General features: G+C 73.3%; 30 protein-coding genes and 1 pseudogene. 22 read left to right on the top strand and 9 right to left on the bottom strand.

From position 1 onward, the window contains the following. From ACWD3O_RS06485 to ACWD3O_RS06475, 3 genes and pseudogenes are all read right to left on the bottom strand, one after another. A pseudogene (locus tag ACWD3O_RS06485) lies at positions 1 to 721 on the bottom strand (hypothetical protein); the annotation flags it as partial. Between the two features lie 10 nt (positions 722 to 731). After that, a complete protein-coding gene (locus ACWD3O_RS06480; RefSeq protein ID WP_356130208.1) occupies positions 732 to 986 on the bottom strand; it encodes a MoaD/ThiS family protein in 255 nt (84 codons plus the stop codon). Positions 987 to 1,029: 43 nt separating this feature from the next. Next, positions 1,030 to 1,878, bottom strand: coding sequence for an alpha/beta hydrolase (locus tag ACWD3O_RS06475; RefSeq protein WP_451415018.1), 849 nt, complete (start codon positions 1,876 to 1,878; stop codon positions 1,030 to 1,032). A 272-nt stretch (positions 1,879 to 2,150) separates the two neighbouring features. Between ACWD3O_RS06475 and ACWD3O_RS06470 the strand changes: the two genes are divergently transcribed. The 7 genes from ACWD3O_RS06470 (at position 2,151) to ACWD3O_RS06440 (ending at position 6,975) form a co-directional block, all read left to right on the top strand. Continuing rightward, positions 2,151 to 2,933 carry a response regulator transcription factor gene (locus tag ACWD3O_RS06470; RefSeq protein WP_356130204.1) on the top strand — a complete coding sequence of 261 codons (783 nt, stop codon included), beginning with the start codon at positions 2,151 to 2,153 and terminating at the stop codon, positions 2,931 to 2,933. A gap of 119 nt (positions 2,934 to 3,052) precedes the next feature. Next, the gene (locus ACWD3O_RS06465; RefSeq protein ID WP_451415017.1) at positions 3,053 to 4,078 is read left to right on the top strand and encodes a LacI family DNA-binding transcriptional regulator; all 1,026 of its coding nucleotides are present in this window, start codon (positions 3,053 to 3,055) and stop codon (positions 4,076 to 4,078) included. A gap of 138 nt (positions 4,079 to 4,216) precedes the next feature. Next, positions 4,217 to 4,948, top strand: coding sequence for an LmeA family phospholipid-binding protein (locus ACWD3O_RS06460; RefSeq protein WP_451415016.1), 732 nt, complete (start codon positions 4,217 to 4,219; stop codon positions 4,946 to 4,948). 296 nt (positions 4,949 to 5,244) lie between these two features. Then, the gene (locus ACWD3O_RS06455) at positions 5,245 to 5,325 is read left to right on the top strand and encodes a putative leader peptide (protein WP_356130315.1); all 81 of its coding nucleotides are present in this window, start codon (positions 5,245 to 5,247) and stop codon (positions 5,323 to 5,325) included. 163 nt (positions 5,326 to 5,488) lie between these two features. After that, positions 5,489 to 6,328, top strand: a complete 840-nt coding sequence (locus ACWD3O_RS06450) for a sulfurtransferase (RefSeq protein ID WP_451408327.1) — start codon at positions 5,489 to 5,491, stop codon at positions 6,326 to 6,328. A 12-nt stretch (positions 6,329 to 6,340) separates the two neighbouring features. After that, the gene (locus ACWD3O_RS06445) at positions 6,341 to 6,628 is read left to right on the top strand and encodes a DUF1416 domain-containing protein (RefSeq protein WP_361143205.1); all 288 of its coding nucleotides are present in this window, start codon (positions 6,341 to 6,343) and stop codon (positions 6,626 to 6,628) included. A 65-nt stretch (positions 6,629 to 6,693) separates the two neighbouring features. Then, positions 6,694 to 6,975 carry a DUF3099 domain-containing protein gene (locus ACWD3O_RS06440; protein ID WP_451415015.1) on the top strand — a complete coding sequence of 94 codons (282 nt, stop codon included), beginning with the start codon at positions 6,694 to 6,696 and terminating at the stop codon, positions 6,973 to 6,975. A gap of 19 nt (positions 6,976 to 6,994) precedes the next feature. Here the strand turns inward: ACWD3O_RS06440 and ACWD3O_RS06435 are convergent, their stop codons facing one another. Beyond that, positions 6,995 to 7,357 (bottom strand): DsrE family protein, encoded by a 363-nt coding sequence (locus ACWD3O_RS06435; protein ID WP_451408329.1) that lies wholly within the window; start codon positions 7,355 to 7,357, stop codon positions 6,995 to 6,997. Positions 7,358 to 7,469: 112 nt separating this feature from the next. On the opposite strand from ACWD3O_RS06435, the gene ACWD3O_RS06430 reads away from it, so the two are divergent. From ACWD3O_RS06430 to ygfZ, 6 genes are all read left to right on the top strand, one after another. Then, complete coding sequence (locus ACWD3O_RS06430) at positions 7,470 to 8,291, top strand: hypothetical protein (protein WP_451415014.1); 822 nt, start codon at positions 7,470 to 7,472, stop codon at positions 8,289 to 8,291. 8 nt (positions 8,292 to 8,299) lie between these two features. Next, the gene (locus ACWD3O_RS06425) at positions 8,300 to 9,151 is read left to right on the top strand and encodes a hypothetical protein (protein ID WP_451415013.1); all 852 of its coding nucleotides are present in this window, start codon (positions 8,300 to 8,302) and stop codon (positions 9,149 to 9,151) included. After that, the gene (locus tag ACWD3O_RS06420; RefSeq protein ID WP_451415012.1) at positions 9,148 to 10,119 is read left to right on the top strand and encodes a hypothetical protein; all 972 of its coding nucleotides are present in this window, start codon (positions 9,148 to 9,150) and stop codon (positions 10,117 to 10,119) included. Before ACWD3O_RS06425 ends, ACWD3O_RS06420 begins: the two co-directional genes overlap by 4 nt. Positions 10,120 to 10,363: 244 nt before the next feature. After that, positions 10,364 to 10,939, top strand: a complete 576-nt coding sequence (locus ACWD3O_RS06415) for an FABP family protein (RefSeq protein ID WP_451408333.1) — start codon at positions 10,364 to 10,366, stop codon at positions 10,937 to 10,939. A 24-nt stretch (positions 10,940 to 10,963) separates the two neighbouring features. Beyond that, positions 10,964 to 11,434, top strand: a complete 471-nt coding sequence (locus ACWD3O_RS06410; protein WP_451408334.1) for a Fur family transcriptional regulator — start codon at positions 10,964 to 10,966, stop codon at positions 11,432 to 11,434. Between the two features lie 10 nt (positions 11,435 to 11,444). Next, positions 11,445 to 12,410, top strand: a complete 966-nt coding sequence (gene ygfZ / locus ACWD3O_RS06405) for a CAF17-like 4Fe-4S cluster assembly/insertion protein YgfZ (RefSeq protein WP_451408335.1) — start codon at positions 11,445 to 11,447, stop codon at positions 12,408 to 12,410. Between the two features lie 55 nt (positions 12,411 to 12,465). Here ygfZ and dtd read toward each other — a convergent pair whose 3' ends face one another. Then, positions 12,466 to 12,891, bottom strand: a complete 426-nt coding sequence (gene dtd, locus ACWD3O_RS06400; protein WP_451415011.1) for a D-aminoacyl-tRNA deacylase — start codon at positions 12,889 to 12,891, stop codon at positions 12,466 to 12,468. 236 nt (positions 12,892 to 13,127) lie between these two features. Between dtd and ACWD3O_RS06395 the strand changes: the two genes are divergently transcribed. Continuing rightward, positions 13,128 to 13,709: an RsiG family protein gene (locus ACWD3O_RS06395; RefSeq protein WP_451408994.1), complete on the top strand. Its 582-nt coding sequence runs from the start codon at positions 13,128 to 13,130 to the stop codon at positions 13,707 to 13,709. A gap of 74 nt (positions 13,710 to 13,783) precedes the next feature. After that, positions 13,784 to 14,767 carry an asparaginase gene (locus ACWD3O_RS06390; protein ID WP_451408995.1) on the top strand — a complete coding sequence of 328 codons (984 nt, stop codon included), beginning with the start codon at positions 13,784 to 13,786 and terminating at the stop codon, positions 14,765 to 14,767. Between the two features lie 409 nt (positions 14,768 to 15,176). Here ACWD3O_RS06390 and ACWD3O_RS06385 read toward each other — a convergent pair whose 3' ends face one another. Next, positions 15,177 to 15,368: a hypothetical protein gene (locus tag ACWD3O_RS06385; protein WP_451408337.1), complete on the bottom strand. Its 192-nt coding sequence runs from the start codon at positions 15,366 to 15,368 to the stop codon at positions 15,177 to 15,179. A gap of 171 nt (positions 15,369 to 15,539) precedes the next feature. On the opposite strand from ACWD3O_RS06385, the gene ACWD3O_RS06380 reads away from it, so the two are divergent. The 5 genes from ACWD3O_RS06380 (at position 15,540) to ACWD3O_RS06360 (ending at position 19,087) form a co-directional block, all read left to right on the top strand. Next, a complete protein-coding gene (locus tag ACWD3O_RS06380; RefSeq protein WP_451408996.1) occupies positions 15,540 to 16,445 on the top strand; it encodes a winged helix-turn-helix domain-containing protein in 906 nt (301 codons plus the stop codon). Continuing rightward, entirely contained in the window at positions 16,445 to 17,176 is a 732-nt protein-coding gene (locus ACWD3O_RS06375; RefSeq protein WP_451415010.1) for an HAD family hydrolase, read from the top strand. The genes ACWD3O_RS06380 and ACWD3O_RS06375 overlap by 1 nt, the downstream gene beginning before the upstream one ends. Before the next feature lie 56 nt (positions 17,177 to 17,232). After that, on the top strand, positions 17,233 to 17,766 hold the full coding sequence (locus ACWD3O_RS06370) for a helix-turn-helix domain-containing protein (RefSeq protein WP_451415009.1): 534 nt from the start codon (positions 17,233 to 17,235) through the stop codon (positions 17,764 to 17,766). Positions 17,767 to 17,789: 23 nt separating this feature from the next. Then, positions 17,790 to 18,473, top strand: a complete 684-nt coding sequence (locus tag ACWD3O_RS06365; RefSeq protein WP_451415008.1) for a hypothetical protein — start codon at positions 17,790 to 17,792, stop codon at positions 18,471 to 18,473. A 257-nt stretch (positions 18,474 to 18,730) separates the two neighbouring features. Further along, entirely contained in the window at positions 18,731 to 19,087 is a 357-nt protein-coding gene (locus ACWD3O_RS06360) for a DUF2516 family protein (protein ID WP_451408341.1), read from the top strand. Between the two features lie 136 nt (positions 19,088 to 19,223). On the opposite strand, the gene ACWD3O_RS06355 is transcribed toward ACWD3O_RS06360, so the two are convergent. Further along, positions 19,224 to 20,672, bottom strand: a complete 1,449-nt coding sequence (locus tag ACWD3O_RS06355; RefSeq protein WP_451415007.1) for a SpoIIE family protein phosphatase — start codon at positions 20,670 to 20,672, stop codon at positions 19,224 to 19,226. 280 nt (positions 20,673 to 20,952) lie between these two features. Further along, positions 20,953 to 22,182, bottom strand: coding sequence for an NlpC/P60 family protein (locus ACWD3O_RS06350; RefSeq protein ID WP_451415006.1), 1,230 nt, complete (start codon positions 22,180 to 22,182; stop codon positions 20,953 to 20,955). A gap of 772 nt (positions 22,183 to 22,954) precedes the next feature. Here ACWD3O_RS06350 and ACWD3O_RS06345 point away from each other — a divergent pair. Continuing rightward, positions 22,955 to 24,409 carry an FG-GAP and VCBS repeat-containing protein gene (locus ACWD3O_RS06345; protein WP_451415005.1) on the top strand — a complete coding sequence of 485 codons (1,455 nt, stop codon included), beginning with the start codon at positions 22,955 to 22,957 and terminating at the stop codon, positions 24,407 to 24,409. Between the two features lie 113 nt (positions 24,410 to 24,522). Here ACWD3O_RS06345 and ACWD3O_RS06340 read toward each other — a convergent pair whose 3' ends face one another. Further along, on the bottom strand, positions 24,523 to 25,284 hold the full coding sequence (locus tag ACWD3O_RS06340; protein WP_451408354.1) for a phosphoglyceromutase: 762 nt from the start codon (positions 25,282 to 25,284) through the stop codon (positions 24,523 to 24,525). Between the two features lie 144 nt (positions 25,285 to 25,428). On the opposite strand from ACWD3O_RS06340, the gene ACWD3O_RS06335 reads away from it, so the two are divergent. Further along, positions 25,429 to 26,736, top strand: a complete 1,308-nt coding sequence (locus tag ACWD3O_RS06335) for an MDR family MFS transporter (RefSeq protein ID WP_451415004.1) — start codon at positions 25,429 to 25,431, stop codon at positions 26,734 to 26,736. Positions 26,737 to 26,963: the final 227 nt, after the last annotated feature.

Genomic DNA, 26,963 nt, shown 5'->3' with positions numbered 1-26,963 from the left:
CCTCGGGCTGCGCGGCGGCTTCCGGGTATCCGGCGGCTCCCGGCTGGGAGGCAGCTCCGGGCTGGGCTGGGGCTCCGGTGTACGCGGCGGCTCCGGGCTGGGCGGTGGCGCCCGCGTACCCGGCGGCCTCGGGCTGGGCGGCGGGCCCGGTGTACGCGGTGGCCTCGGGCTGCGCGGCGGCTTCCGGGTATCCGGCGGCTCCCGGCTGGGAGGCAGCTCCGGGCTGGGCTGGGGCTCCGGTGTACGCGGCGGCTCCGGGCCGGGCGGCGTCACCGGTGTGGGCGGCGCCCCCGGTGCCGTGCGGCAGCGGTCCCGGGGCCGGGTGCGCGGGGGCGCCCCCGGCAGCGGCACCGGCCGCCCCGCCCCGCGGTGGGTACGCCTGGTACGCGCCGTACCCCTCCGGCTGCGACGGGTGGCCCTGCCGGACGCCCTCCGCCGCACCCGGCTGCGGCGGGTGGCCGGGGTACGCGCCGGGCCCCTCCGGCCCGGGGGTCCCCGGCACCGGCGGCAGGTACGCGGTCCGCGCGGCCTCTGGCTCGGAGGACGGCCCGGGGGACGGGGCGGCGCCGAGGTGGGGCTGGAGCTGGGAGTCCCAGGTGTTGCCCTGCCACTGCTGGGTGGTCTCGGCCGGCGATGGCGCGTCCGGATAGCCGGGCCCGTGCCCCTGGTGCGGGCCGTGCCCCTGGTGCGGGCCCGGATACGGCTCGTACTGGTTGCTCATGCTGTGGGGGTCACCCTCCTGCGAACGGCGGGAGCACCTCGACCGTGCCGCCCGGGGCCAGCCGTACGGTGTCGTGCCCGCGGGTCCCCACGGGATCGCCGTCGATCAGGAACGAGCAGCGCCGCAGTACCCGGGTGAGTTCCCCGGGGTGCCGTGAGCGCACCGCGTCGAGCGCCTGGGCGAGGGTGTCCGCGTCGAAGGACTCCTCGGCGACGCCGGCCGCGGCCTTGGCGGCGGCCCAGTAGCGCACCGTTACCTGTGCCATACCGTTCCTCGGCTGAGTGAACTGATGTGTGAACACGGTCAGGCTAGCGGCCCCCGCGCGCGGAGTCGGCCAGCCAGGCGCCGAGCCGCCGGGCCAGCTCCTCGCCGGTCGCGTTCTCCGCGTGGCCCATCCCCTCCTCCAGCCAGAACTCGGCGTGCCCGCCGGACGCCTCGACCAGCGAGCGCGGGTGGTCGAGCGGGAAGTACGGGTCGCTGTCGCCGTGCACCACCAGCAGCGGGACCGGCGCGATCAGCGGCACCGACTCCACCGGGGAGGGCGGGACCGGGTCCCAGTCCCGGTGGTGGATGCGGGTCCGCAGCGCCAGCCGCCCCACCAGCCGGCCGGACGGCCGCAGCACCACCCAGTGCAGCCTCCGCATCGCGGCCGTGCCCCGGTAGTACCAGCGGGCCGGGCCGCTGACCGTGGCCACCGCGTCCACCCCGGCGTCCGGCAGCGCGGCGTGCCGCACCACCACCGAGCCGCCCATGGAGAACCCCACCGTGGCCACCCTCCGGTGACCGAGCTCCCGCGCCCAGGCCACCGCGGCGGCCAGGTCGTGAATCTCCTTGTCGCCCACCGTGGAGTGCCCGCCGGAGGCGCCGTGGCCCCGGAAGGAGAAAGTGATCACCGCGCCGAAAGGCGAAAAAGAACGCGCTATTCGCCGCACGTGGGGCCGTTCCAGATCTCCGGTGAATCCGTGCGCCATCACAATCGCCGGGTGATCGGATTCCGCTCCGGGCGGATCGTATACAGCCGGTCCGGGATCGTATACGGCATCGATCGTCACCCCGTCCGTCGTGCGCAGAAACGTTCTGCGGGGCCGTCTGCCCCGTGTCTCAGCCTTCGGGACGTCCGCCGAATGGGCCGCTTGACCTGCCTTGCCGGTGCTCATGTGGGTTATTCTGCTCGGCAGAGGACTCGGGCGACGCAGCCCCCGGGTCCTTTCGTGCATTAAAGCGAGCTGTATACGAGCGAGAAAGCGCAGGTGCACGGGGACTTCCTCCCGCACGACGCGGTGCGGCGAAGGGGCCCCGGGGTGATGGAGCCGAGCCGCGCGCCGAGATTGCCAGTGCCGCAAACGTCCTCGCGGGGACCGAGGAGGATCCAAGACGTTATGGGCAAGCGAACCGTGCACCACCGGACCACCGACAGTGTGGAGACCCGATGAGCTCACTGCTGCTCCTCACCAACGCCCTCCAGCCGTCGACCGAGGTGCTGCCCGCCCTCGGCCTGCTGCTCCACAACGTGCGCGTCGCGCCCGCCGAGGGGCCCGCGCTGGTGAACGTGCCCAGCGCCGACGTGATCCTCGTCGACGGCCGCCGCGACCTCCCGCAGGTCCGCAGCCTCTGCCAGCTCCTGCGCTCCACCGGGCCCGGCTGCCCGCTGATCCTGATCGTCACCGAGGGCGGCCTGGCCGCCGTGACCGCCGACTGGGGCGTCGACGACGTCCTCCTCGACACCGCCGGCCCCGCCGAGGTGGAGGCCCGCCTCCGGCTCGCCGTCGGCCGCCTCCAGCTCACCGGCGACGACTCCCCGATGGAGATCCGCAACGGCGACCTCTCCGTCGACGAGGCGACCTACTCGGCCAAGCTCAAGGGGCGGGTCCTCGACCTCACCTTCAAGGAGTTCGAGCTCCTGAAGTACCTCGCCCAGCACCCGGGCCGGGTCTTCACCCGCGCCCAGCTCCTCCAGGAGGTCTGGGGCTACGACTACTTCGGCGGCACCCGCACGGTCGACGTCCACGTCCGGCGGCTGCGCGCCAAGCTGGGCCCCGAGCACGAGTCGCTGATCGGCACCGTCCGCAATGTGGGATACCGCTTCGTCACTCCTGAGAAGGGCGAACGCCCGGCCGAGGAGACCAAGCGGTCCACCGCCCCCGCGTCCCGCTCGGGGGCGAACCGGGGCGAACGGGAGGAGATCTCCCCGGAACTGCCGGCCGACGCCTGACCGGGGGGCGGACCGGCCGGCCGCCGGCCGGTCCGGGCCCGTCCACCGGCGGGACCTGCGTCGACAGCAAAGCGTAGATGTCCTGCCCAGAGGTGTTTCTCTACGCGTAGACTCCGCGCGTGGCCAAGGTGACTCGGGACGACGTGGCACGACTGGCGGGTACCTCGACCGCCGTAGTCAGCTATGTCATCAACAACGGACCGCGGCCGGTCGCCCCGGCCACCCGCGAACGCGTGCTGGCCGCCATCCAGCAGCTCGGCTACCGGCCCGACAGGGTGGCGCAGGCGATGGCCTCGCGCCGCACCGACCTGCTGGGCCTGATCGTGCCCGACGCCCGGCAGCCGTTCTTCGGCGAGATGGCGCACGCGGTCGAGCAGGCCGCCTCCGAGCGCGGAAAGATGGTCCTGGTCGGCAACACCGACTACGTGGCCGAGCGCGAGGTCCACTACCTGCGCGCCTTCCTCGGGATGCGGGTCTCCGGCCTGATCCTGGTCAGCCACGCCCTCAACGACCAGGCCGCCGCCGAGATCGAGGCCTGGGACGCCCGCGTGGTGCTGCTCCACGAACGGCCCGAGGCGATAGACGACGTCGCGGTGGTGACCGACGACGTCGGCGGCGCCCGCGAGGCCGTGCGGCACCTGCTGGAGCACGGCCACCCGTACGTCGCCTGCATCGGCGGCACCGCCGAGACCCCGGAGGTCGGCGACCCGGTCTCCGACCACGTCGAGGGCTGGCGGCTGGCCATGGCCGACGCCGGTCTCTCCACCGAGGGCCGCTGCTTCCAGGCGCCCTACAACCGCTACGACGCCTACCGGATCGCGCTGGACCTGCTCTCCGGCCCGGACCGGCCGCCGGCGGTCTTCTGCTCCACCGACGACCAGGCCGTGGGCGTGCTGCGCGCCGCCCGGGAACTGCGCATCGACGTGCCGGGGGAGCTGGCGGTGGCCGGCTTCGACGACATCAAGGAGGCGGCGCTCACCGACCCGCCCCTCACCACGGTCGCCACCGACCGCTCCGTCATGGCCCGCGCGGCGGTGGACCTGGTGCTCGACGACACCGTGCGGCTGCCCGGCAACGGCCAGGACCGGGTCCGGGTCGTGCCCTCCCGCCTGGTGGTCCGGCGCTCCTGCGGCTGCGAGGACTGACGACGCCCGGGACGCGGGTGCCGGAAGTGCGCGAGGCTTGTCACAGCTGATCCACAACCTTCCCCGCCGGACGGTCGACGGCGTTACCGTCGAGGCGACGCGTTGCCCCGCCGACCGCCCAGCCAGGGAGACCCACAGGTGCGTGCCGTTCGAATACTTCTCGTCGTGGCGCTGGTGTTCGGCGGCCTGCTGGCCGCCGTCGACCGGGTCGCCGTCGGCATCGCCGAGGACCGCACCGCGGACGGGATCCGGGACGCCCAGGAGCTGAGCGCGGCGCCGGAGGTGGCGATCAACGGCTTCCCGTTCCTCACCCAGCTCGTCGCCGGGAAGCTGGACGAGGTGGACGTGGACATCGACGCGTACCCGGTGAGCGGCGCCGAGGGCCAGGACATGACCGTCGAGGACCTGGACGTCGGCCTGCGCGGCGTGACCCTCGACTCCGGCTACTCCCCGGAGCGGGCGGAGCGGGTGAGCGGCACCGGGCTGGTCCCCTACGACGAGCTGCTGAAGGCCGCGCGGTCCGAGCCGCAGGACGTGGCGCCCGGGGTGACCGCGGCCGTGGTGGGCCTGTCCCACGGCGGTGACGGGCGGATCAAGCTCAAGGTGGTGCCGACCCTGCTGGGGCAGCAGCTGCCGCCGCTGGACGTGCTCAGCACCGTCGACGTCGAGGACGGGGAGCTGCGGGTGCGGGCCGACTCGCTGCCGGACCTCCCCCTGGACGTCGCCGAGCGCTCGGTGCGGTCGGTGACCGACTTCGACCAGGCCCTCGCCGACCTTCCGGGCGGCCTGAAGCTGGCCTCCGTGTCCCCCACGGCGGAGGGCGTCCGCATCACGGTGACCGGCGAGGACGTCGACCTGTCGACCTGGTAGTCGACCTGGCGGACGACCTGGTAGGCGGCCTCGTGGCGGCGCGGGCGGGGGAAGCCGCGCCCGCCGGCCCACGGTCCGTACCGCCGGGCGGTCCGTACCGCGAGACGGGGTGTCCGCGATGGCGGCCCTGTGGTGGCCGGGCGTTGGCCCTGCGGCGGCCGGGGTGGCCCCGCACGGGGCCTCCGGCGCTCCCCGGCGCCCGGTGCGGGGTCCGAGCGCCCGTATACCGGACCGATCTGTCTCAGGATGCGACACAACGGTGACATGCCCCGCACCGCGTCCTTAGGATTCGGGGCATGAAGCGACAGGCGGATCTCACCAAGCGGCGGGCAGTGGACCTGTGCCGTGTGGCCGCCATGCTCTGTCGCACTCCCTGACGGGCTCCACCCCCCGTTCCCCGCGGCCCGCCCGGCGGGCCCGCCCGCGTGCGCCCCCGGCCGACGAACCGCGCGACCGCGCCGCGCCACGCGTGCGCCCTTCTCGAACTTGCCAGCTTTCGGCTTCCCGGCCGAACCCCCGTACCTGCCCCGGAGGAAGAGCATGAGCCGCAGCGACGTCCTGGTCGACGCAGACTGGGTCCAGGAGCACCTCGACGACCCCGGCGTGGTCGTCGTCGAGGTCGACGAGGACACCAGCGCCTACGACAAGAACCACATCCGCAACGCCGTCAAGCTGGACTGGACCAAGGACCTCCAGGACCCGGTCCGCCGCGACTTCGTGGACCAGGAGGGCTTCGAGAAGCTGCTCTCCGCCAAGGGCATCGCCAACGACTCGCTGGTGGTCCTCTACGGCGGCAACAACAACTGGTTCGCCTCCTACGCCTACTGGTACTTCAAGCTCTACGGCCACGAGAACGTCAAGCTCCTCGACGGCGGCCGCAAGAAGTGGGAGCTGGACGCCCGCGAGCTGGTCGAGGAGGTCCCCGAGCGCCCCGGGACCACCTACACGGCCAAGCCGCAGAACACCGCGATCCGCGCCTTCCGCGACGACGTGCTCGCCGCCATCGGCCAGCAGAACCTGGTCGACGTCCGCTCGCCCGACGAGTTCTCCGGCAAGCTGCTCGCCCCGGCCCACCTGCCGCAGGAGCAGTCCCAGCGCGCCGGCCACGTGCCGACCGCCCGCAACATCCCGTGGTCCAAGAACGCCAACGACGACGGCACCTTCAAGTCCGACGAGGAGCTGAAGGCGCTCTACGCCGAGGCCGACGTGGACCTCGCCAAGGACACCATCGCCTACTGCCGCATCGGTGAGCGCTCCGCGCTGACCTGGTTCGTGCTGCACGAGCTGCTGGGCGTGGAGAACGTCAAGAACTACGACGGTTCGTGGACCGAGTACGGCTCGCTGGTCGGCGTGCCGATCGAGCTCGGCCCCGGTAAGTGAGGACGGACGACCATGTGTGGAGCGAAGGCAGGCGGCCCCGACGCCGCCGTCCGGCCCGGTGAGACCACCATCCAGGGCCAGGTGCTGCACGAGGGCGAGCCGGTGACCGGCTACGTCCGGCTGCTCGACTCGACCGGCGAGTTCACCGCCGAGGTGCCCACCTCGGCCACCGGCCAGTTCCGGTTCTACGCCGCCGAGGGCACCTGGACCGTGCGGGCCCTGGTCCCCGGCGGGCTGACCGCGGACCGTACGGTCGTCGCCCAGCAGGGCGGGCTGGCCGAGGTCGCCATCGCCGTCTGACGGCGGCCCGGGCGACCGGCGGGAACGATTGCGGCGCCGTCGCGCGGCATGCCTACGCTGGAGGCATGTACGCGCGACGGCGCCGCGCCTATCTGGTGCTGATGGGCATCTGCCTCGGGCTCTTCGTCCTGGCCTGGGGCGTGGTGCGGCTGTGGTCCGTCCCGGCGGCTGTGGCCATGTGCGGGGTGGCCATGGTGATCCCGCCGGTCGCCGCGGTGGTCGCCAACCGGCGCGGGCCCGACGACCGCTGGTGGGACGACCCGGACGGTCAGGACCCCGACGGTCAGGACCCGGGCGGTCAGGACCCGGGCGGTCAGAGCCCGGGCGGTCAGGGCCCGGACCGCTGAGTCCCGGCGGCCGGCCGGATCAGTAGACGAGCGCCTGCGTGTCGTCGGCCAGCGCCTCCTGGACGAACACCTGCGCGCCCGCGATCCGCACGCCCTCGAGGACGTCCGCCTCGGTGATCTCGCGCCGCGCCGCGCACTGGGTGCACAGGGTCACGCCGCCCCCCGCCAGGATCGAGTCCAGCAGGTCCGGCAGCGGCGCCGCGTGCGGCAGGTCGAACTCGGCGGCCCGGCCCGGGAGGGCGAACCACGCCGACTCGCCGGTCAGCCAGAGGGAGACCTCCACGCCGCTGGCCACCGCCACCGCCGCCACCGTGAAGGCCTGCGAGCAGCGCTCCGGGGCGTCGGCGCCCGCGGTCACCTTGATCACCAGTTTTTTGGCCATGGCTGGATCGTAACCAAACTCGCTTGCAACCTTGAGGCCGGTCGAACAGTCTTCCCCCTGGCATGAACGCGAAAACGTCGCGCGTGCCCTCTATCCCTCAGGGGGGAACGACTTGTCGGACCAGACGCCGAAGGAACCCGAGGAGGCCGCCCCCACCCAGGGAGCGGCCCCCGGGGAACCGGAGGCCACGCACACCGAGGGCGCACCGGCCGCCGAGCCCGCGCCCGCGCCCGAGCCCGGGCCCGCCGCCCCTCGCCGCCGGGGCCGCACCACCGCGCTGATCGCGGCCGCGGCCGTTCTCGGCCTGGTGGGTGGCACCTGCGCCGGCTACCTGATCCAGGCGGACCGCACGCCCACCAAGCTGCCGTCGCTGTCCCAGCCCGAGCTGAAGCAGGCCGAGGGCGAGGGCCCGGACCCGCTGCCGGCCGCCCAGGACCGCAAGGTGAGGACCGACGGCGACCTGCGCAAGCTGCTGCTGAAGACCCCGAAGGGCAAGAAGGAGGTCGAGCGCGGCTGGCTGTCGTTGGTGGAGTGGTCCAGCTTCCACGAGGACGAGATGTCCTCCCTGCCGGACGAGCTGAGCGACGAGTTCCGCCGTGCGGCCACCGTCTCCTGGCAGGAGAGCAGCACCCGTAACGTCCGGATCTCCCTCATCCAGTTCCGGCACGAAGCGACGCTCGGCGCACTGAAGGACCACGAGGCGCAGACGGACTACGTCCTCGACGGAGCCCGGGAGTACCCCCTGGACGGCGCGGGCAACGGTGCCGTCCTGGTGCTGCCGCCCGAGCGCGAGCCCGGGTACATGCCGGTGTACCAGGTCCACGCGACCGCGGTCCGCGGTGACATCGCCCTCCAGCTCTGGGTCTCCGACGTCAGGCCGGTGGACAGGAAGAAGGCCACGGACATGGCCGAACAGCAGCTGGAGCGACTGTGACCGGGACAATGACGGATGACGCACGCGACCCCGAGGACACGAGCCCTGCCCAGGACGCGTCCGACGCCCAGGAGGACGCTGTCGGCACGGCGGAGAAGCGGCAGGCGGGGAGGCCCGGCCGCGGTCGCAGGATCGCGGTGATCTCGGGCACCGCCCTGGTCACCGCTGCCGCGGTCGGCCTGTCCGGCTTCACGGTGCTGACGGTCCGTGACGCCGACCGGGACCCGGGCAAGCCGGCCTGGCAGCACGCCCAGGCGGCGGACGGACCGAAGCGCACGACGGAGGAACCGGACGGTCTGCGCGGCATGCTGCTGCCCTGGGACTACCGCGAGTCGCTCCAGGAGGGGCCCGACATCGAGGAGTACGGGTCCGACGGGGAGCTCAGCGGCAAGGAGGCCACCGAGCTCGCCAAGGAGGGCTTCAAGGACCTTCCCCGCAGCCAGCGCAAGCAGATCGAGCGGGCCATCGACAAGCGGCGCGTGAAAGGTATCGCCCTGCGCAGCTACACCGTGCAAGGGCGCGTCGGCCCGTACGCGGTGGAGACGGTGCTCACGCAGGTGAGCAGCGAGAAGGACGCCAGGTCCGCCGCCGTGGCCGAGCGCCGGATCTTCCAGGACCTCACGGAGATGGACGTCTTCTCGGCGGGGCCCAAGGTGCCGGGACAGGCGAAGAACGCCTGGTGCTACCTCCTCGAGGCGGAGAAGAAGGGGCAGAACGAGATCATGCGCTGTGTCGGCCACCACGGGGAGGTGACGGTCACCCTCACCGCGTACGCGCCCCGGCCGATCGAGAAGAAGGACATCGCCGGACTGATGGGCAAGCAACTGGACCGCATCGAGACCCCCGGGGAGGCGGTGTGAGCGAGCAGACGGTCGACCGGTCCACGCAGCCGGAGCAGCCCGAGCAGCCGGAGCAGCCGGTCGCGGCTGAGCCCGTGATGCCGCAGCAGTCGGCCGCCGCCGAGGTGGTGCCGGTGACCGCGGGCGACGGGGCCCCGGCGGGTGCGGATGCGGGTGCGGGTGACCCGGACGCCGTGCCCGAGGCGGACCGGGTGAAGCCGCGCAAGGACCGGCGGGTGCTGCGTGCCGTGGCGCGCTGGACGGCCGCCGCGGTGGTGTTCGCCGCCGTCGGCACCGGCACGGCCTACGGCATCGCCTCGCTGGACCGCACCGACGTGCCCGGACTGGCCACCGAGTCGGACGGCCGCTGGGACTACCCCGAGCTGGTGCGACCGCCGCTGCCCGAGGGCAGCCCGGCCCCGTTCGCGGAGGACAACCCGGCCCAGGCGCACCACGCCGACCTGCGCGAACTCGTGCTGCCCGCCCCCCGGGGCGCCACCCCGGTCAAGGCCCTGGCGGGTGACGAGAACGGCTGGCTGAAGACCAGGACGTTCCTCGCCGGGTTCGCCGAGGACGAGCGCGAGGAGCTCGGACAGCTCCTGGTCGACAACGGCCTGCGGCACATCGCCGCCCGCGGCTGGACCATGCCCGACGGCACCCGCACGGAGATCTTCCTGCTCCACTTCACCAGCAACGAGCAGATCGACTCCGGCCTGTGGTCCGAGCTGAACCCGTACGGCGAGCCCGGCTTCCTGCCGGACGGCACCGAGGCGTGGACGAACGACGAGGAGTTCCCCCTGCGGGCCGGCCTGGCCGACGTCGACTCGACCGTCTACCTCGAGGACAAGCCCTACGGCGACGAGCAGATGCGCCAGGCGTACCTCATGGCCGGTGACGTCCTCGCGGTGATCAACCAGTCGAAGAAGGGAACCGCCCCGGCGATCCCCTTCCAGCAGACGGTCGCGCTGCAGACCCAGCTGCTCGGCTGACCGCACCTCGCAGGAAGAGCCGGACCCCGGGCGCGTAAGCTGGGGTCCGGCTCTTGTGTACACCGCCTTACCGCGCTCATCTGAGGAGCACCCGTGGAGATCTTCTTTTCGGCCCTGCTGGTTCTTGTCTGCATCGGCGTGCTCGCCTTCGCGGGCCTGACCGTGAAGAAGCTGTACCAGGGCCAGCGCTGACCCTCGCGCCGCGCACCAGACCTTTTACGCCCCTCGCGACGAAGAGCAACTCATGATCGAGATCCCGTCCGACCTTCACAAGGACCTCGTCCCGCTCGCCTTCCTGCTCGGCAACTGGGCCGGCGCGGGCGTGCACGACTTCCCCGGCTCCGAGAAGTGCAACTTCGGCCAGGAGGTCAGTTTCAGCCACGACGGCCGGGACTTCCTGGAGTACCACTCCCACACCTGGGTGCTGGACAAGGACGGGAACAAGGTCCGCCCGCTCGAGACCGAGTCCGGCTTCTGGCGCATCGACAAGGACCGCAACGTCGAGATCGTGATGACCCGCGACGACGGCGTGGTCGAGGTCTGGTACGGGCGGATGGCCGACAAGAAGCCGCAGATCGACGTCGCCACCGACGCGGTCGCGCGGACCGGCGCCTCCGGCCCGTACACCGGCGGCAAGCGGCTGTACGGCTATGTCAAGAGCGACCTGATGTGGGTCGGCGAGAAGCAGACCCCCGAGGTCGAACTGCGCCCCTACATGTCGGCCCACCTGAAGAAGGTCGTCACGCCGGAGGAGGTCGAGCGCTGGGCCAAGGCCCTGCCCGACGATATGCCGGACGACGGAATCGCCTTCTTCAAGTAGGCCGGAGCGACCTAGACTTTCGGTGTGGTGAGCACCGACTGGAAGACGGACCTGCGGCAGCGCGGCTACCGGCTGACGCCGCAGCGGCAACTCGTGCTCGAAGCGGTCGAGACACTGGAGCACGCGACCCCCGACGACATCCTCGTGGAAGTGAGGAGAACCGCGTCGGGGGTCAACATTTCCACCGTGTACCGGACGCTGGAGCTCCTGGAGGAGCTCGGTCTGGTCAGCCACGCCCACCTGGGGCACGGCGCGCCGACCTACCACCTGGCCGACCGGCACCACCATCTCCACCTGGTCTGCCGGGACTGCGGCGAGGTCATCGAGGCCGACGTGGCGGTGGCGGCCGAGTTCACCGCCAAGCTCCGGGCGACCTTCGGGTTCGACACCGACATGAAGCACTTTGCGATCTTCGGGCGGTGCGAGCGGTGCGGGGAGAAACCCCACGCGGGATCCGCTCCCGCCCCCGGTGATCATGGTGACCACGACACGTAGGGTGATCCGTATGAAGAGTCCCTTGCTCCTGCTGCCCGGCGCCGTCCCCGCCGAGGGCGTGGACGAAGGCGTGGCCGCCCACTACGGCGACCTGTTCCGCGAGCAGCGCGCGCTGGCCGGGGGCAGCGGTTTCGTGGACCTCTCCCACCGCGGCGTGGTCACCGTCACCGGTGAGGACCGGCTGGCCTGGCTGCACCTGCTGCTCACCCAGCACGTCGAGAAACTGCCGCCGCACCGGGCGACGGAGGCGCTGATCCTCTCCCCCCACGGGCACATCGAGCACGCCCTGTACCTGGTGGACGACGGCACGACCACCTGGGCGCACGTCGAGCCGGGGACCCAGGAGGCGCTGATCGCCTACCTGGAGTCGATGAAGTTCTTCTACCGGGTGGAGGTCGCCGACCGCACCGGCGACCACGCTGTCGTGCACCTGCCGGCCGGGTCGATCGCGGCCACTCCGGAGGGCGTCGTCGCCCGGGAGACGCCCTACGGGCGGGACCTGTTCCTGCCGCGCGAGCGGCTGGAGGAGTTCGCCGAGGCCCACGGCCCGGCGGCGGGCCTCCTCGCCCTGGAGGCGCTGCGGGTGGAGGCCCACCGGCCGCGCCTGGGCTTCGAGACGGACCACCGCACCATCCCGCACGAGCTGGGCTGGCTGGAGAGCGCCGTGCACCTGCAGAAGGGGTGCTACCGGGGCCAGGAGACGGTCGCGCGCGTCCACAACCTGGGGAAGCCGCCGCGTCGGCTGGTCTTCCTGCACCTGGACGGCAGCGAGGTGCACCTGCCCCCGCCGGGGACCGCGATCCACAACGCGGACGACGGGCCGGACGGCCGGAAGCTGGGGTTTGTGACCACCTCGGTGCGCCACCACGAGCTGGGGCCGGTGGCGCTGGCCCTGGTGAAGCGCAACGTGCCCGTCGACGCCCGGCTGATGGCCGGTGACACGGCGGCGGCCCAGGAGGTCGTGGTCGAGCCGTAGGCGCCGCCGCGCGCGCCCGTGCCGCGCCCGTGCCCTTCGGGGCGCGGGCGCGGACTCACATCTCCAGCAGGACCGTGAAGGGGCCGTCGTTGGTGAGGGAGACCCGCATCTCGGCCCCGAAGCGGCCGGTGGCCACCGTGGCTCCCAGGGCGCGGAGCCGCGCGACGACCTCGTCGACCAGCGGCTCGGCCACCGGGCCGGGCGCCGCGGCGTTCCAGGTGGGCCGGCGACCCTTGCGGGCGTCCCCGTAAAGGGTGAACTGGCTGATCACCAGAAGCGGGGCGCCGACGTCGCTGCAGGACTTCTCCTCGTGCAGGATCCGCAGCGACCAGAGCTTGCGGGCCAGCTGGGCCGCCTTCTCCGGGGTGTCGTCGTGGGTCACCCCGACGAGGACGCACAGCCCCTCACCAGTGATCTCTCCGACCGTCTCGCCCTCGACGACGACGCTCGCGCCGTCCACCCGCTGCACCACCGCTCGCATGCGTCCCATCATGCCGTGCCGCCGAACGGTGGTTCCGCACGGCCCCCAGGGGCCCGGAGGGGATTGCGGCCCACCTCATCAGGGGACGATCGTGGACACTCGCGCACATTGCGGCCACCTGGGGTGGCACGATGCACGTGCACAGGCCGGTCGAGGGCGCCAAGGAGATGCTGGAGCAGATGAGGACACCGGGAACGCACATCGGAGGGCGGGCCGCCGCGCCGGACGGGCAGGCGATGGCCGGCCGCGCCTTCGCGCAGCGGTCGCCCTCGCACGACATGGCCGCCGCGGCGCCGGGGGCAGCGGCGCCGGGGGCCGCGGCCACGGGGACGGCGGCAGGCACCCCGGTCTCCGGGCTGCCGATGGCGGACATCCGCGCCCTGCGCCGCCGCACCCAGCGCCAGGAGGCCGACCTGAGCTACCTGCGGCGGCTGCTCCAGGGCCGCATCGACATCCTGCGCGCCGAACTGTCCCGCAGGGGACCGGCGGGGCAGAGCCCGGTCATGGAGCGGCTGCCGGAGATCCTCCGGGACGCCCCGGCCCGGCATCCGTCCTCGGCCCGGCACGTGACCCTCTCCGCCCCGCGGGACGAGGAGTGCCGCCGGCTGGCGGCCGGGATGCTGGACGAGGTGGGGCTCTCCGACCTGGCCGCGCGGACGGACGTGGAGCTGCGGGTGGCGCTGGCGCGCCTGGTGCGGCACGAGCGCGAGGTGTCCTCGCGGCGCCAGGAGCTCCAGCGGTCCGCCGACGCGTGCGGGGCGGAGCTCGCGCGCAGGTACCGTGAAGGAGAAGCACAGGTGGACGACCTGCTTCTCTGAGCACTCCCGAAAGGCCCCCGCACGTGTCCGAGCCGACCCGCGTCCCCGCCGCCGACCGCCCCTCCCGGGCCTCCCTGGCATCCAGGGCGGGCGCTCCCGCCCCCGTCACCGCCGCCGTCGAGGCGGTTCCGCTGGCCGAGGTGGTGCGCTCGGGGTTCGTGGAGGGGCGCCACCGCGGCCACCTGGTGCTGCTGGCCGCGGACGGCTCGGTGGAGTTCGCGCTGGGCGACCCCGCCACGGCGGTCTTCCCGCGGTCGTCCAACAAGCCGATGCAGGCCGCGGCGGTCCTGCGGGCCGGGCTGGCGCTCAAGGGCGAGCGGCTGGCGCTGGCCGCGGCCAGCCACTCCGGAGAAACGTTCCACCGCCGGCTGGTCGGCGAGATGCTGACCGAGTTCCGGCTCACCGAGGACCAGCTCCGGTGCCCGGCCGACCTGCCGCTCGACCCGGTCGAGGCCGAGGCCTACCTGGCCGCCGGCGGCGTCCGCGAGCGGATCGTCATGAACTGCTCCGGCAAGCACGCCGCCATGCTGGCCGCCTCCGCCCTCAACGGCTGGCCGCTGGAGAGCTACCTCGACCCGGAGCACCCGCTGCAGCGGCTGGTGCACACGGAGGTCGAGAAGGCGGCGGGCGAGCCGGTGGCCGCGGTCGGCACCGACGGCTGCGGGGCCCCGCTGATGGCGATCACCCTCACCGGGCTGGCGCGGGCCTTCCGCTCGTACGTGCTGGCGGAGCCGGGCAGCGTGGAGCGCCGGGTGGCGGACGCGATGCGGGCCCACCCGGAGTACGTGGCCGGAACCCGCCGCCCGGACACCTGGCTGATGCGTGAGGTGCCGGGGACGCTGTCGAAGATGGGCGCCGAGGCGGTGCAGGCCGTGGCCCTGCCCGACGGCCGGGCGCTGGCGTTCAAGGTCGAGGACGGCGCCACGCGTGCCCTCGGTCCGGTGCTGGCGCGTGCGCTGCGGCGGGCCGGGGTGGACTCCCCGGTGCTCGAGCGCATCGGCCACGCGCCGCTGCTGGGCGGCGGCCGCGAGGTCGGCGCGATCCGCGCCGCGTTCTGAACCTGGGCCTCCGGGCCACGGGGGCCGAGGGGTCGCAAGGGCCTTTGGGGCCGCTGGGGTCGCAGGGGCCGCAGGGGCCCCGCCCGGTCGGGCGGGCGCCCTGCCGTTGATGCTCCTGGTCGGGCTCCTTCCTGTACGTCGTGCCGCGGGTTCCGTCCGCCGGTCGTAAGGGTGGTGCGGGTGGTGCATCCGTAGCGTGCTCTTCAGTTGTGGTGGTGCCGCGCTCCCGGCTCCCCTCCGGAGAGGAGCGCTGTCCTTCCGTGCGTCGTGTCGCCAACCCCCTGGACGTTCGGCCAGGTTGGAAGAGTTGGCGACCAACTTATCTCTAGGTGTATCCATCTCGCCCTACGCGGTAACCACCATTACGTGAACTCCCGCGAAATGGCGCGAAGTTGTAGGCTTGGCCGGGTCAGACCGCCGGCGAGGTGACGGTCACGGCGAGCACCACCGCCCCCGCGGAGCTGCACGTCGGGCTGTTGGCCTTGTGGCCGACGGTGAGGAGCAGCAGTCCGACGAGTCCGGCCGTGCCGTACCTCATCTCGACGTACCGCTCGACCAGGACGAAGGTGACGGCGGCGGCGAGGGCGGCAAGGGCGGGCACGGTGCCTCCAAGGGGTCGTGGTAGCTGGGGTGTCCGGTCTGTGGTTCTCTCCCGGTGGTGGTAGTGCAGCCAACTCGGTCCAACTTTGCCAAGAGTCCAAGTTGGTTGCAGTTATGTCCAGTTGGCGGTTCGTGAAACCAACATCCGTCATCCGTGCTGAAGTTGTACCGTTTGGTCGTGACCCAGGAGAGCGTGGCAGTGACTGGCAGCAGGAGACTCTCGTCCCAGGAGATCGCCGAGGTACTGCGCGACCGCATCCAGGCGGGCGAGCTCAGGGCGGGTGACCGCCTGCCCACCCAGGCGGAGCTGGCCGAGGAGTTCGGCGTGGAGCGCGGCGCGGTGCGTCAGGCGCTGCGCACCCTGCAGGAGCTCGGCCTCCTGACCAATGTGAGCAAGGGCAGCCCGCCGCGGATCGCCGAGCGCCGCCCGGTCTCGGGCGAGCCGCGCCCGGCCATGGTCGGCCTGGCGCCCCGGCTGGTGCAGGCGTTCCAGGAGCCCGCGGTGCGGATCGACGCGGTGTGCCTGACCGCCGAGACGCTGATGCTGGCGCTCGCCGAGCCGCTGCGGATGGTCCACGAGGGCCGGGTCCGCCCGGAGTCGATCGACGTGCGGATCCTGGTGCCGTCGCGGAGCATCAACCTGGCCTTCCCCGTCCCGGTCGAGGGGCGCCGCAAGCGCGCCGACGGGGACGTCGAGCCGCCCGACCCGGTCCACGAGTGGTGGCTGGCGCAGCGCAACGCCCAGGGTCACGTCCTGCGCCACAACCTGCGGATGCTGCGCCACTCGCACGGCGTGGACGTCCGGGTGACCTTCCGGGCGCTGCCGTTCACCCCGCCGATGAAGCTGTACCTGCTCAACGGCTCCGAGGCGCTGATGGCCTACTACATGATCACGCGGCGCGAGGAGACGGTCGGTGAGAGCGAGGCCGTGGAGGTCTTCGACGGGATGAGCGCGGAGTCGCTGCTGTTCTCGTTCGAGCGCGCCGGCGCCTCGCGCGACGCGGCGTTCGTGGAACAGTCGCAGAAGTGGTTCGACGCCCTCTGGGAAACCATCACCAGTGACCTGACACTGTCCTGATGGCCCCTCATGTGATGACCGACGAGGCGGACCGCCTCGTCTCCCGCGCCCGTGTCGTGCTGCTCGCCCTGGACGGCCCCCTGTGCCGGCTGTTCCCGCCCGGGGGCGAGGAGGAGCGCCGGCTCGCCGACGAGCTGCTCGCCCTGGCCGACGCCTCGCCGGGGGCCGCACCGCTCCCGGAGGCCGTGCGGGCCGCGCGTGACCCCTACGCGGTGCTGGCCGCGCTGGCGGAGGGACGGGACGCGGACCTCGCGGCCGCCGTGCGCGAGCACCTCACCGCGGCCGAGCTGCGCGCCGTTCCGAAGGCCGTGCCCACCCCGTGGGCCGACCCCCTGGTGCGCACCTGGGCCGCGCTGGACGCGCGCACGGTCGTGGTGACCCGGCACGCCGCCGAGGTGGCGAGCCGCTACGTCGCCGGGCGCGGGCTGGCCGAGGCGCTGCCCCGCGTGTGCGGCCGGGGCACCGGGCACCGGGGCGAGTTCGCCCACACGCTGACGGGGGCGCTCGTCTCGCTGGGCGCCGCGCGCGAGGAGGCCCTGTTCGTGGGGGAGTCCCCGGCGCACCTGGAGGCGGCCCGCGCCGCGGACATCACCTTCCTCGGGCACGCGCGCGGCGACGCGGGGGAGCGGCTGCTGCGCGAGGCGGGCGCCGGCCACACGGTCGGATCGCTGAAGCTCGTGCTCCACGCCCTGCTCGCCCGCCGCGGAAGGCTCTGCGCGCCCCCCTGCTAGCAGGGTGCTTGCCAAAGGCGCTTGCAAAAGTTAGCGCACGGTGGCACCGTGTGGCCATGGCATCGCTCAACGTCGGTGGTCTCGGGGAGTACCTGCGCGAACAGCGGCGCGGCGCGCAGTTGTCGCTGCGTCAGCTCGCCGACGCCGCCGGGGTGTCGAACCCGTACCTGAGCCAGATCGAGCGCGGCCTGCGCAAGCCCAGCGCCGAGGTGCTGCAGCAGGTCGCCAAGGCCCTGCGGATCTCCGCCGAGACTCTTTACGTCCGGGCGGGCATTCTCGACGCCGAACGGGGCAGCGGCTTGGCGGACGACGGGACGAGCGGCCCGGACACCCGGGCCGTGATTCTCGACGACCCCGCGCTCACCGAACGTCAGAAGCAGGCGCTGCTCCAGATCTACGACGCGTTCCGCCACGAGAACGGCGCCGGCCGCCCCGCGAACGGCACCGGGACCGTGGCCGCTGCCGGAACCGGCACCGCTGCCGGCACGGGCACCGGGACCGGGACCGGCGGTGGCCGTCCGGCCGACGGCGAGTGCGCGCCAGACCCAGACCCGCAGGCCGACCGTCAGAAGCACCACCCGCAGCAGTAAAGCGATCCGGGAGGACCATCCTCATGGCCATCACCGACGACCTCCGCAAGACCCTGAGCGACCCCACCCCCCTCTACTTCGCCGCCGGAACGGCCGACCTGGCCCTGCGGCAGGCCCGGAAGGTGCCCGCCCTCGTCGAGCAGCTGCGGACCGAGGCCCCGGCCCGGATCGAGGCCGTGAAGGCCGCCGACACCAAGGCGGTGCAGGAGAAGGCCGTGGCCCGCGTCAAGGAGACCACCGAGGTCGTGCAGGCCAAGGTCTCCGAGGTCGTGGCCGGCCTCGAGCCCGACCTGAAGAAGCTCGGCGAGAGCGCGCAGGGCCTGGCGCTGCGCGGCGTGGGCCGGGCGCTGGAGTACGCGGTCAAGGCCCGCGAGACGTACGAGCGGGTGGCGGAGCACGGCGAGCAGGCGGTCCGCGTCTGGCGCGGCGAGGCGGCGGACGGCATCGTCGACGCCGCGGCGGCGGTCGAGCCGCGGGCCTCCCGCCCGGCCACCTCGGTCACCCCGGTGGCCGAGCCGCCCGCCCCGGCGGTGACGGAACCGGACGCGAAGGCCGCCGGGACCACCGCGGCCACGGAGGCCGGGGAGGCCGCCGGGCCGGAGGCCGGGGCCGCCGACGCGGCGCCCGGTGCGGGGGCGAAGAAGCCCGCCGCGAAGAAGGCCCCCGCGCGGCGGACCGCGAAGAAGGCCGCTCCGCCCGCCGAGTGAGCGCTCCCGGCCGCCCTGGCGCCGCCCCGTCGGCGCCGCCCTCTCCGCGCCGCTCCCTCCGCGCCGCCCTCCCGTACCGCCGGTGCCGGCCGGCGGTACGGTCGTCGGCGTGAGGGCCGGGCGGCCGGGGGTGCCCGGCCCACCGGCCGGGTAGGGGAGCACGGACAGCCGAGCGGGGCCATGGGCGGGGACGACGAGTACCGTGGCTGACAGGACCTCCCCCAGGACCCCTCCCGGGCCCGGGCGACCTGAGACTGGTGGTGGACGTTGTGCTGATGCAGGGCTTCAGCAACCTGATGTATCTGCTGAACCTGGCGCTGATCGTGTTCAGCGGGTTCGCGCTGGTGGACGCGGCGATCCGCCGTGAGGACGGCTACCGCGCCGCCGACAAGCAGACCAAGCCGTTCTGGCTGATCATCCTGGGGCTCGCCTTCCTGGTGAACCTGATCTTCCCGATCCTGTCGTTCCTGCCGATCATCGGCCTGATCGCGACGATCGTGTACGTCGTCGACGTGCGGCCCGCGCTGCGGAGCCTGCCGGGCGGCGGCAAGGGCCGCACCCGCGGCGGCTCCAGCAGCGACGGCCCGTACGGCCCGTACAACGGCGGCCGCTGACCGGCGCGCGCCACGCCCGTCGTCAGGCATCTCCGCCCGCTCGGGGCGCCGCTCAGGCGGCTCCCGGGCGGGCGGCGCCGTGCGTGGGGGCGGCGGGTGCGGCGGCGGGCACGGTGACCGCGGTGGCGGCGTCGGGTCAGCCGCGCTCGAGCAGCAGGACGGCCACGTCGTCGGTGAGCTCGCCCCCGTTGAGGGCCCGGACCTCCGAGAGCGTCTCGCGCAGCAGCGGCTCGCCACTCAGGCCCGCCGCCAGATGGTGGCGCACCAGGTCCGCCATGCCGTCCTCGCCGAGCCGCTCGCCCCGGCCGTTGCCCTGGCGGCCCTCGATCAGGCCGTCGGTGTAGAGCATCAGGCTCCAGGCGTCACCCAGCCACATCTCGGTGCGCGGCCAGCGCGCGTCCGTCAGCAGGCCCAGCGCCGGGCCGTTCTCCTCGTAGGGCAGCAGGTGCGCGCCCTCGCCCGGGCGGGCGATCAGCGGCGGCGGGTGCCCGGCGAGGCACACCCCCGCGCTGCGGCCGTCCGGGGCGATGTCGACCTGGCAGAGGGTCGCGAAGGTCTCCTCGCTGTGGCGCTCGTGCTCCAGCACCTTCTGCAGCGTGGTGAGCAGGTCGTCGCCGCTGAGCCCGGCGAGGGTCAGGGCGCGCCAGGCGATGCGGAGCTCGACGCCCAGTGCCGCCTCGTCGGGGCCGTGACCGGCGACGTCGCCGATCATCACGTGCACCGCCCCGTCCGGGGTGCGCACCGTGTCGTAGAAGTCGCCGCCCAGCAGCGCGCGGGAGCGGCCGGGGCGGTAGCGGGCCGCGAAGCGGAGCGGCGAGCCGTCCAGGATGGGCGTGGGCAGCAGGCCGCGCTCGAGGCGGGCGTTCTCCTGGGCGCGCAGCCGGGACTCGGTGAGCCGCCGCTCGGCGGTGTCGGAGCGCTTGCGCTCCACCGCGTAGCGGATGGCACGGCGCAGCAGCCGCCCGTCGAGCTCGTCGCGGACCAGGTAGTCCTGGGCGCCGACGCGCACCGCCTCGGGGCCGCGGCGCTCGGCGTCGCCGGAGCTGGTGAGGGCCAGCACCGCGTGCCGGGGCGCGATCCGCAGCACGTGCTTGAGCACGGCCAGCTCGTCCTCGGCCGCGCCGTCCTCCGACGGGGCGGTCCGGCCGGGGGCGGGGAGGTCGAGATCGAGCAGGATGCAGTTCACGTCGTCGGTGAGGAGACGCTCCGCCTCGGTGAGGTTACGGGCGGTGCGGACCCGCACGGGCCTGCCGTCCGATTCGCGCAGCTCGGTCACGACGGTCGAGCCGCCCGGTTCGGCCTCGATCAGCAGCAGCGTCAGCGGCGCCGGGACGGCCGCCTTCTCGGCGACCGGGGCGCTGGACGCGGGATTCTCCGGCGAGGCGTGCTCCTCCTGGTTCGGGCCGGCCCGGTGCGGGCCGTCGGCCGACGTGGTCGCCGGTGCCACGGAGGGGGCGGCGTCGGCCGTCTCCTGCGGGCGCGGGGCCTCCTGGGCGGGGGCGCCGTACATCCAGCCACCGGAGTCCGGTTCCTGGTCACGCTCCACGGGCGGGACTGCCCGGGGCCGCGGTATGGGCATCGGCATGGGTTCGGTTTCCTTCCCTCCCCCCGAGACGGCGGGAGTCGAGAGGGTTCGACGCCCACCGACTGGGGACCTTAGCGGCTCACAAGGGCACAACGGAATGCCGGACAGCCCTCGGTCAGGACTGTCCGGCAGAGTCAAATGCCGCGTTCAGGAGCGCTTTTGGACAGGTCGACGGCTTCGGAGGGGATGACGAACGTCACGCGCCCGCGGCCGCCGGGAGAGGGGGCGGGTGGAATGCGTCACTCCGTCCGCCGGTCCCGGAACGTGCCGTTCCGGTGCCTTAGTCCTTCTTCCCGCCCTTGTCGTTCTTCGCGTCGGCCCCGTCGCTGCCGCTGTTCCCGCCCTTGTCGTTCTTCCCGTCGCTCGCGCCGGCGGTGTCGGCCTTGACGCTGGGGCGCTGCGGGTCGGGGCGGACCACGCCCAGGATCGGCATCGTGCCGGCGCCGGCCACGGTCACCGAACGGCCGGGGCGCGGGGCGTGGATCATCAGGCCGTCGCCCACGTATATCGCGACGTGCGTGGCGTCGCTGTTGTAGATGATCAGGTCGCCCGGACGCATCTGCTGGACGGGCACCCGGTGCAGCTGGCGCCACTGCTCCTGCGAGGTCCGCGGGATCGGGTAGCCGGCCTTCGCCCAGGCCTGGGAGGTCAGGCCCGAGCAGTCGAACGAGTCGGGCCCCTCGGCGCCCCACACGTACGGCTTGCCGAGCTGCTCGGTGGCGTAGCCGATGGCGCGGCGGGCGGAGGCGGAGGTGGCGTCGTCCAGGCCGGTGAGTATGCCCGAACCGACCCAGTCGGCCTGGGCCTGGCGGGCGGCCTCGGCCTCCAGCTCGGCGAGCCGTTCCCGCTCCTCCTCCTCCAGCTCCGACTCGAGCTTCTCGGCCTCCGCGATCTGCTTCTCGATCTTCTCGCGGGCCTTGTCCTTGGCCTTGCGCTGCTTCTCGAGCTCCTTGAAGCGGGTGGACGCCGCCTGCTCCAGCTCCTTGAGCTCCGTCCGCGAGGCGGTGAGGTCGTCGAGCAGGTTCTTGGCGGCCTTCTCGCCCTCCTGGACGCGGCGGGCACCGTCGAGGAAGTCCTCGGGGTCGTCGCTCAGCCAGAGCTTCGCCTCCGGCGGCATGCCCGCCCCCCGGTACTGGGCGCGGGCGGCCGCCCCGGCGCGGCGGCGCAGGTCGTCCAGCCGCTCCTGGACGGCGTGGACCTGGCCGGCGATCTCGGCGATCCTCTTCGACTGCTGCTCGGCCTTCTCCTCCGCGGCGTTGTACGCCTCGGTGGCGCGGGCCGCGTCCCGGTAGAGGGCGTCGAGCCGGCCGCGGACCGTCTCGAGCTCGGCGTTGGACGCCGGGGCGGGTGCCGGTTCGGCGGGGGCGGACACCGAGGAGGGCGCATGGGTGCCCGCGAACGCCGTACCGGACGTGCCCAGTGCGGTGATGGCGCAGACCAGGGCCACCGCCGTGGCGATCAGTCTCCGGCGGCGCGGGCCGCTTCCGCCTCTTGCTCTGCTTGCTGCCATGGGTCGCCTCCCACCTGCCTTACCGTCGGTAACTTCGACTCTCCCGGGGGATGCTGCCATGCCCGGCGGGCAGAGCGACAGGGGTCGTACCCGGTTGCCCCGAGTCGCACCCGCCCGCCCGCCGCTCCGAGCGGCCGCATCCCGGCCGCCTTCCCGCACGGCCACTGCCCAGGGTGGCAGCCGTGCATGACGATCTCTCAGGGATGTGACGAACGACGCAGAACGATCGTTCCCGTGGCGCGCGTCCGATCGGGTGACGTTCGTTCAGGAAGCGGATCAGGCGGGACGACGCGCTGCCGGTGGTGCGCCACGCGTCCACCCGGTCCGACACGGAGGGGCGGCCACCGGTTGTACGCCGCGACGTCACTCAACGGTCGCCGCACCAGCACCGCACCAGCACCGCACCCGCGCCGCACCCGCGCCGCACCCGCACCCGCGCCGCACCCGCGCCGCACCCGCACCCGCGCCGCACCCGCACCCGCGCCGCGCCGCACCCGCGCCGCGCCGCACCCGCGCCGCGCCGCGCCGCACGGCGTGGCCCGCCCGTGCCCGGCGGACTTTCGGCGACGGAGGGCGAACCGTGGCCACGGCCGTACAACCCTGTGTGGCGCTCGCGCGTCGTAACACCCGACCTCAGCCCGCGCGTTGCCGCCCCTGTCGGCTCCACGCAGCACGCAGCACGCAGCACGCAGCACGCAGCACGCAGCACGCACCAAGCACCACGCACCGCACACCCCGCATCACGCACCCAGCCCCATCCGATGGAGTCCCTTTGCGCCCCTCCCGCTCCCTCGCCGTCGCGGCCGTCCTCGCGGCGGCGGTCACCGGCCCCTTCGTGATCGCCCAGCCCGCGCTGGCGGCCCCGGCCAAGCTGTCCGACGACTTCAACGGCGACGGCTACCGCGACCTCGTCCTGCTCGGCGGCCGGTACAAGACCGACTACCGGGTCGACGTCGTCTACGGCACGTCGAGCGGCCCGGGGACGCGCGTGCAGACCATCCACCAGAGCCAGGCCGCCATCCCCGGCACCGCGGAGGCGGAGGACTCCTTCGGGATGGCCGCCACCAGCGCCGACCTCGACCGCGACGGGTACGCGGACCTGATCGTCTCCTCCCCCTACGAGAGCGTCGGCGACATCCAGTACCGGGGCGGGCTCACCGTCGTCTGGGGCGGGGCCAAGGGCCTCGGCACCGGCACCGTCATCCACTCGCCCGTTCCCGCCGAGTACGAGGGCCAGGGCGACCGGTTCGGGGAGGACGTCGTGGCGGGCGACTTCGACGGCGACGGTGACCAGGACCTCGCGGCCACCAGCGCCAGCCAGGCCGGCGGTGTCGTGCTGCTCGAAGGCCCCTTCACCCGGACGGGCGGGTACCCGGAGTCCCAGACGCTCGGCTGGAACTACGACTACCTCGCCCCCGACAGGCTGGTGGCCGGCAAGGTCAACGCCGACGGCGCCACCGACCTCTACATCCTCGGCCAGGACCTCGGCGACTCGGACATGGACGTGCGGGCCTACTTCCACCGCGGCGGGGACACCTTCGCCACCCGGGCCGCCGCCGTCCGGATCCCGGACCCCAACCCGATGGAGCCGCAGGGCAACGGCCCCTACGGCATCGCCCTGGGCGACTTCGACAAGGACGGTTTCGGCGACCTGGCCGTCGGCCGCGGCGCCGAGGAGGAGGACTCCAACCGGGGCTACGTCGTGGTCCAGTACGGCGGCGCCAACGGCCCGAACACCGGGCGCAAGCCGGTGAAGTTCAGCCAGGCCACGGCCGGTGTCCCCGGAGCGTCCGAGAGCGACGACCTGTTCGGCTACTCCCTCGCCGCCGGCGACGTCAACGGCGACGGCTACGCGGACCTGGCCGTCGGCGCTCCCGGCGAGGACCTCGCGGACCGGCGCGACGGCGGCTCGGTCACCGTCCTGCTCGGCCGCGCCGGGGGCCTCTCCGGCACCGGCGCCAAGTCCTACGACCAGAACACGTCCGGTGTCGCCGGCGGCATCGAGGCCGACGACAACTTCGGCAACGACCTGCGGATGGCCGACTACACCCGCGACGGGCGCGCCGACCTGATGGTGGAGACCGACGAGTGGGCGGGTGACACCCTCGGCATGGCCCACCTGCTGAAGGGCTCCTCCACGGGCATCACCGGCACCGGCTCCAAGAGCTACACGGTCAGCTCCCTGAACCTCCCCTACGACACCGTCGGCGGCTGGTTCGCCAACTGACCCCAGGCCCCGCCCCGACGGTCGGCACCCGCCGGTCACGCCCGGTCGCACGCAAGAAATCGCCCCCTGCCCGCGGATGCGCCGCGGGCAGGGGGCGATTTCGTGGGCGGAAGTTACTTCTTCTTGCCCTGGTTCTTCACGGCCTCGATGGCCGCCTTCGCGGCGTCCGGGTCGAGGTACGTGCCGTGGGCGACCAGCGGCTTGAACTCGGCGTCGAGTTCGTAGGAGAGCGGGATGCCGGTGGGGATGTTGAGGCCGGCGATGTCGGCGTCGGAGATGCCGTCGAGGTGCTTCACCAGCGCACGCAGCGAGTTGCCGTGGGCGGCGACCAGGACGGTGCGGCCGGTCAGCAGGTCCGGGACGATGCTGTCGTACCAGTACGGCATCATCCGGTGGACGACGTCCTTCAGGCACTCGGTCTGCGGGCGCAGCTCCGGCGGGAGCGTCGCGTAGCGGGCGTCGTTGTACTGCGACCACTCGGCGTCGGCGTCGAGGACCGGCGGCGGGGTGTCGTAGGAGCGGCGCCACTGCATGAACTGCTCCTCGCCGAACTGCTCGAGGATCTCCGCCTTGTTCTTGCCCTGGAGGGCGCCGTAGTGGCGCTCGTTCAGCCGCCAGCTGCGGTGGACGGGGATCCAGTGCCGGTCGGCGGCGGTCAGGGAGAGCTGGGCGGTGCGGATGGCACGCTTCTGGAGGGACGTGTGCACGACGTCGGGGAGGAGCCCGGCGTCCTTCATCAGCTCACCGCCGCGGATCGCCTCCTTCTCGCCCTTGTCGGTCAGGTCCACGTCCACCCAGCCGGTGAACAGGTTCTTGGCGTTCCACTCGCTCTCGCCGTGGCGGAGGAGGATCAGCTTGTACGGTGCGTCGGCCATGGCACCCAGAGTAATCGGAGGTGTTCGAGCCCCGCGCGCCCCGTCCACAATGCGGTGGCTCCCTCGGCGACGGCGGGAGTAACATGCGGTGTCCCTCTGCGCCGCTTACACCGGCCGTTCGCCCGCCCCTTGCGGAGGCCCCCCTTGCTCCTCGCCTCGCTGATCCGCGCCCTGAGGGCGGCCGTCTCCGGGCTTCCCCGCGAGTTCTGGTGGCTGTGGACCAGTTCGCTGGTCAACCGCCTGGGCGCGTTCGTCGCCACCTTCATGGCGCTCTACCTGACGATGGACCGCGGCTACTCGGCCTCCTACGCCGGTCTGGTCGCCGCGCTGTACGGCCTGGGCGGCGTCATCTCCTCGGTGGGCGCCGGCGTGATGACCGACCGGCTGGGGCGCCGGCCCACCATGCTGATCGCGCAGCTCTCCACGGCGGTCTCGGTGGCGGCGCTCGGCTTCGTGGTCGACCCCGTGGCCATCGCGGCCGTGGCCTTCCTGGTGGGCATGGCGTCCAACGGCTCCCGGCCCGCCGTGCAGGCGATGATGGCGGACATCGTGCCGCCGCAGGACCGGGTGCGGGCGTTCTCCCTCAACTACTGGGCGATCAACCTGGGGTTCGCGGTCTCCGCGGTCGGCGCCGGGTTCGTCGCCGAGGTCAGCTACGTCGCCGGGTTCCTGATCGAGGCCGGGATGACGCTGGCCTGCGCGGTGCTGGTCTTCGTGAAGATCCCGGAGTCCCGGCCCGAGGCGCCGACGGCCCCGGCGGGCGGCGACGGCTCCGGCGCCGGCGCCGGCCCGGAGAAGGCGATCGGTCTCGGCACGGTGCTGCGGGACGGGCGCTTCATGTCGATGGTGGGGCTGTCGTTCCTGGTCGCGCTGATCTTCCAGCAGGGGTACGTGGCCCTGCCGGTGGCCATGGGGCAGCAGGGGTTCAGCCCGGCGGACTACGGCCTGGCCATCGCCGTCAACGGCGTGCTGATCGTCGCCGTGCAGATCCCCGTCACCGGGCTGCTCCAACGCCGGGACCCGCGGCGGCTGCTGGTGGTCTCCGCCCTCCTGGCGGGCTACGGCTTCGGACTGACCGCCTTCGCCGGATCGGTCGGCGTGCTGGCCCTCACCGTGTGCGTGTGGACCATCGCCGAGATCATCAACGCGCCCACCCAGTCGAGCCTGGTCGTCCGCCTCTCGCCGGTGCAGGGGCGCGGGCGGTACCAGGGGATGTACTCCGTGTCCTGGGCCCTGGCGGCGCTGGTCGCGCCGCTGGTCTCCGGCGTGGTCATCCACGCGTACGGCCCGGACCTGCTGTGGGCCGCGTGCGCGGTGATCGGCACGGTGGCGGCCGTCGGCTACGCGTTCCTGATGCGCACGCTGCCGCCCGATCCGGAGGCCGCGTCGCCGGTCGTCTCCGCCGGTACGCCCAAGCCGGTGGCGGAGGCCGCCGGGGGTGCGACGGCCTGAGCGGAGGCCTCAGCGGCCCCGGGGCAGGAGCCGTGTGGGCCCCGGCCCGGGCCAGGAGCCGTACCGGCCGGGACGGCTGTGCGGGCCGTGCGGCCCCGGGTTGGGGCAGGGCTGGCCGGGTCAGGGGCCTGCGGGCAGGAGCCGTGCTGGCTGTGCGGGCCGGGTCAGGGGCCGTGCGGGCCGGGTGGCCCGGCCAGGCACCGTGCGGGCCGGGGCAGTGGCCTGCG

The organism is Streptomyces sp. NPDC002640 (assembly GCF_053592575.1).
Note: the sequence above shows the minus strand (reverse complement) of the source record. Positions and strands in the feature narration are given on the sequence as shown.

Bases quoted from the DNA above. Each gene is read 5' to 3' on its own strand.
- ACWD3O_RS06470 (WP_356130204.1), top strand. From the start codon at position 2,151: ATGAGCTCACTGCTGCTCCTCACCAACGCCCTCCAGCCGTCGACCGAG.
- ACWD3O_RS06375 (WP_451415010.1), top strand. From the start codon at position 16,445: ATGGCCCCTCATGTGATGACCGACGAGGCGGACCGCCTCGTCTCCCGC.
- ygfZ (WP_451408335.1), top strand. From the start codon at position 11,445: ATGAAGAGTCCCTTGCTCCTGCTGCCCGGCGCCGTCCCCGCCGAGGGC.
- ACWD3O_RS06450 (WP_451408327.1), top strand. From the start codon at position 5,489: ATGAGCCGCAGCGACGTCCTGGTCGACGCAGACTGGGTCCAGGAGCAC.
- ACWD3O_RS06395 (WP_451408994.1), top strand. From the start codon at position 13,128: ATGGCCGGCCGCGCCTTCGCGCAGCGGTCGCCCTCGCACGACATGGCC.
- ACWD3O_RS06435 (WP_451408329.1), bottom strand. From the start codon at position 7,357: ATGGCCAAAAAACTGGTGATCAAGGTGACCGCGGGCGCCGACGCCCCG.
- ACWD3O_RS06445 (WP_361143205.1), top strand. From the start codon at position 6,341: ATGTGTGGAGCGAAGGCAGGCGGCCCCGACGCCGCCGTCCGGCCCGGT.
- dtd (WP_451415011.1), bottom strand. From the start codon at position 12,891: ATGCGAGCGGTGGTGCAGCGGGTGGACGGCGCGAGCGTCGTCGTCGAG.
- ACWD3O_RS06440 (WP_451415015.1), top strand. From the start codon at position 6,694: ATGTACGCGCGACGGCGCCGCGCCTATCTGGTGCTGATGGGCATCTGC.
- ACWD3O_RS06355 (WP_451415007.1), bottom strand. From the start codon at position 20,672: ATGCCGATGCCCATACCGCGGCCCCGGGCAGTCCCGCCCGTGGAGCGT.
- ACWD3O_RS06480 (WP_356130208.1), bottom strand. From the start codon at position 986: ATGGCACAGGTAACGGTGCGCTACTGGGCCGCCGCCAAGGCCGCGGCC.
- ACWD3O_RS06455 (WP_356130315.1), top strand. From the start codon at position 5,245: ATGAAGCGACAGGCGGATCTCACCAAGCGGCGGGCAGTGGACCTGTGC.
- ACWD3O_RS06365 (WP_451415008.1), top strand. From the start codon at position 17,790: ATGGCCATCACCGACGACCTCCGCAAGACCCTGAGCGACCCCACCCCC.
- ACWD3O_RS06340 (WP_451408354.1), bottom strand. From the start codon at position 25,284: ATGGCCGACGCACCGTACAAGCTGATCCTCCTCCGCCACGGCGAGAGC.
- ACWD3O_RS06370 (WP_451415009.1), top strand. From the start codon at position 17,233: ATGGCATCGCTCAACGTCGGTGGTCTCGGGGAGTACCTGCGCGAACAG.
- ACWD3O_RS06425 (WP_451415013.1), top strand. From the start codon at position 8,300: ATGACGGATGACGCACGCGACCCCGAGGACACGAGCCCTGCCCAGGAC.
- ACWD3O_RS06475 (WP_451415018.1), bottom strand. From the start codon at position 1,878: ATGAGCACCGGCAAGGCAGGTCAAGCGGCCCATTCGGCGGACGTCCCG.
- ACWD3O_RS06415 (WP_451408333.1), top strand. From the start codon at position 10,364: ATGATCGAGATCCCGTCCGACCTTCACAAGGACCTCGTCCCGCTCGCC.
- ACWD3O_RS06350 (WP_451415006.1), bottom strand. From the start codon at position 22,182: ATGGCAGCAAGCAGAGCAAGAGGCGGAAGCGGCCCGCGCCGCCGGAGA.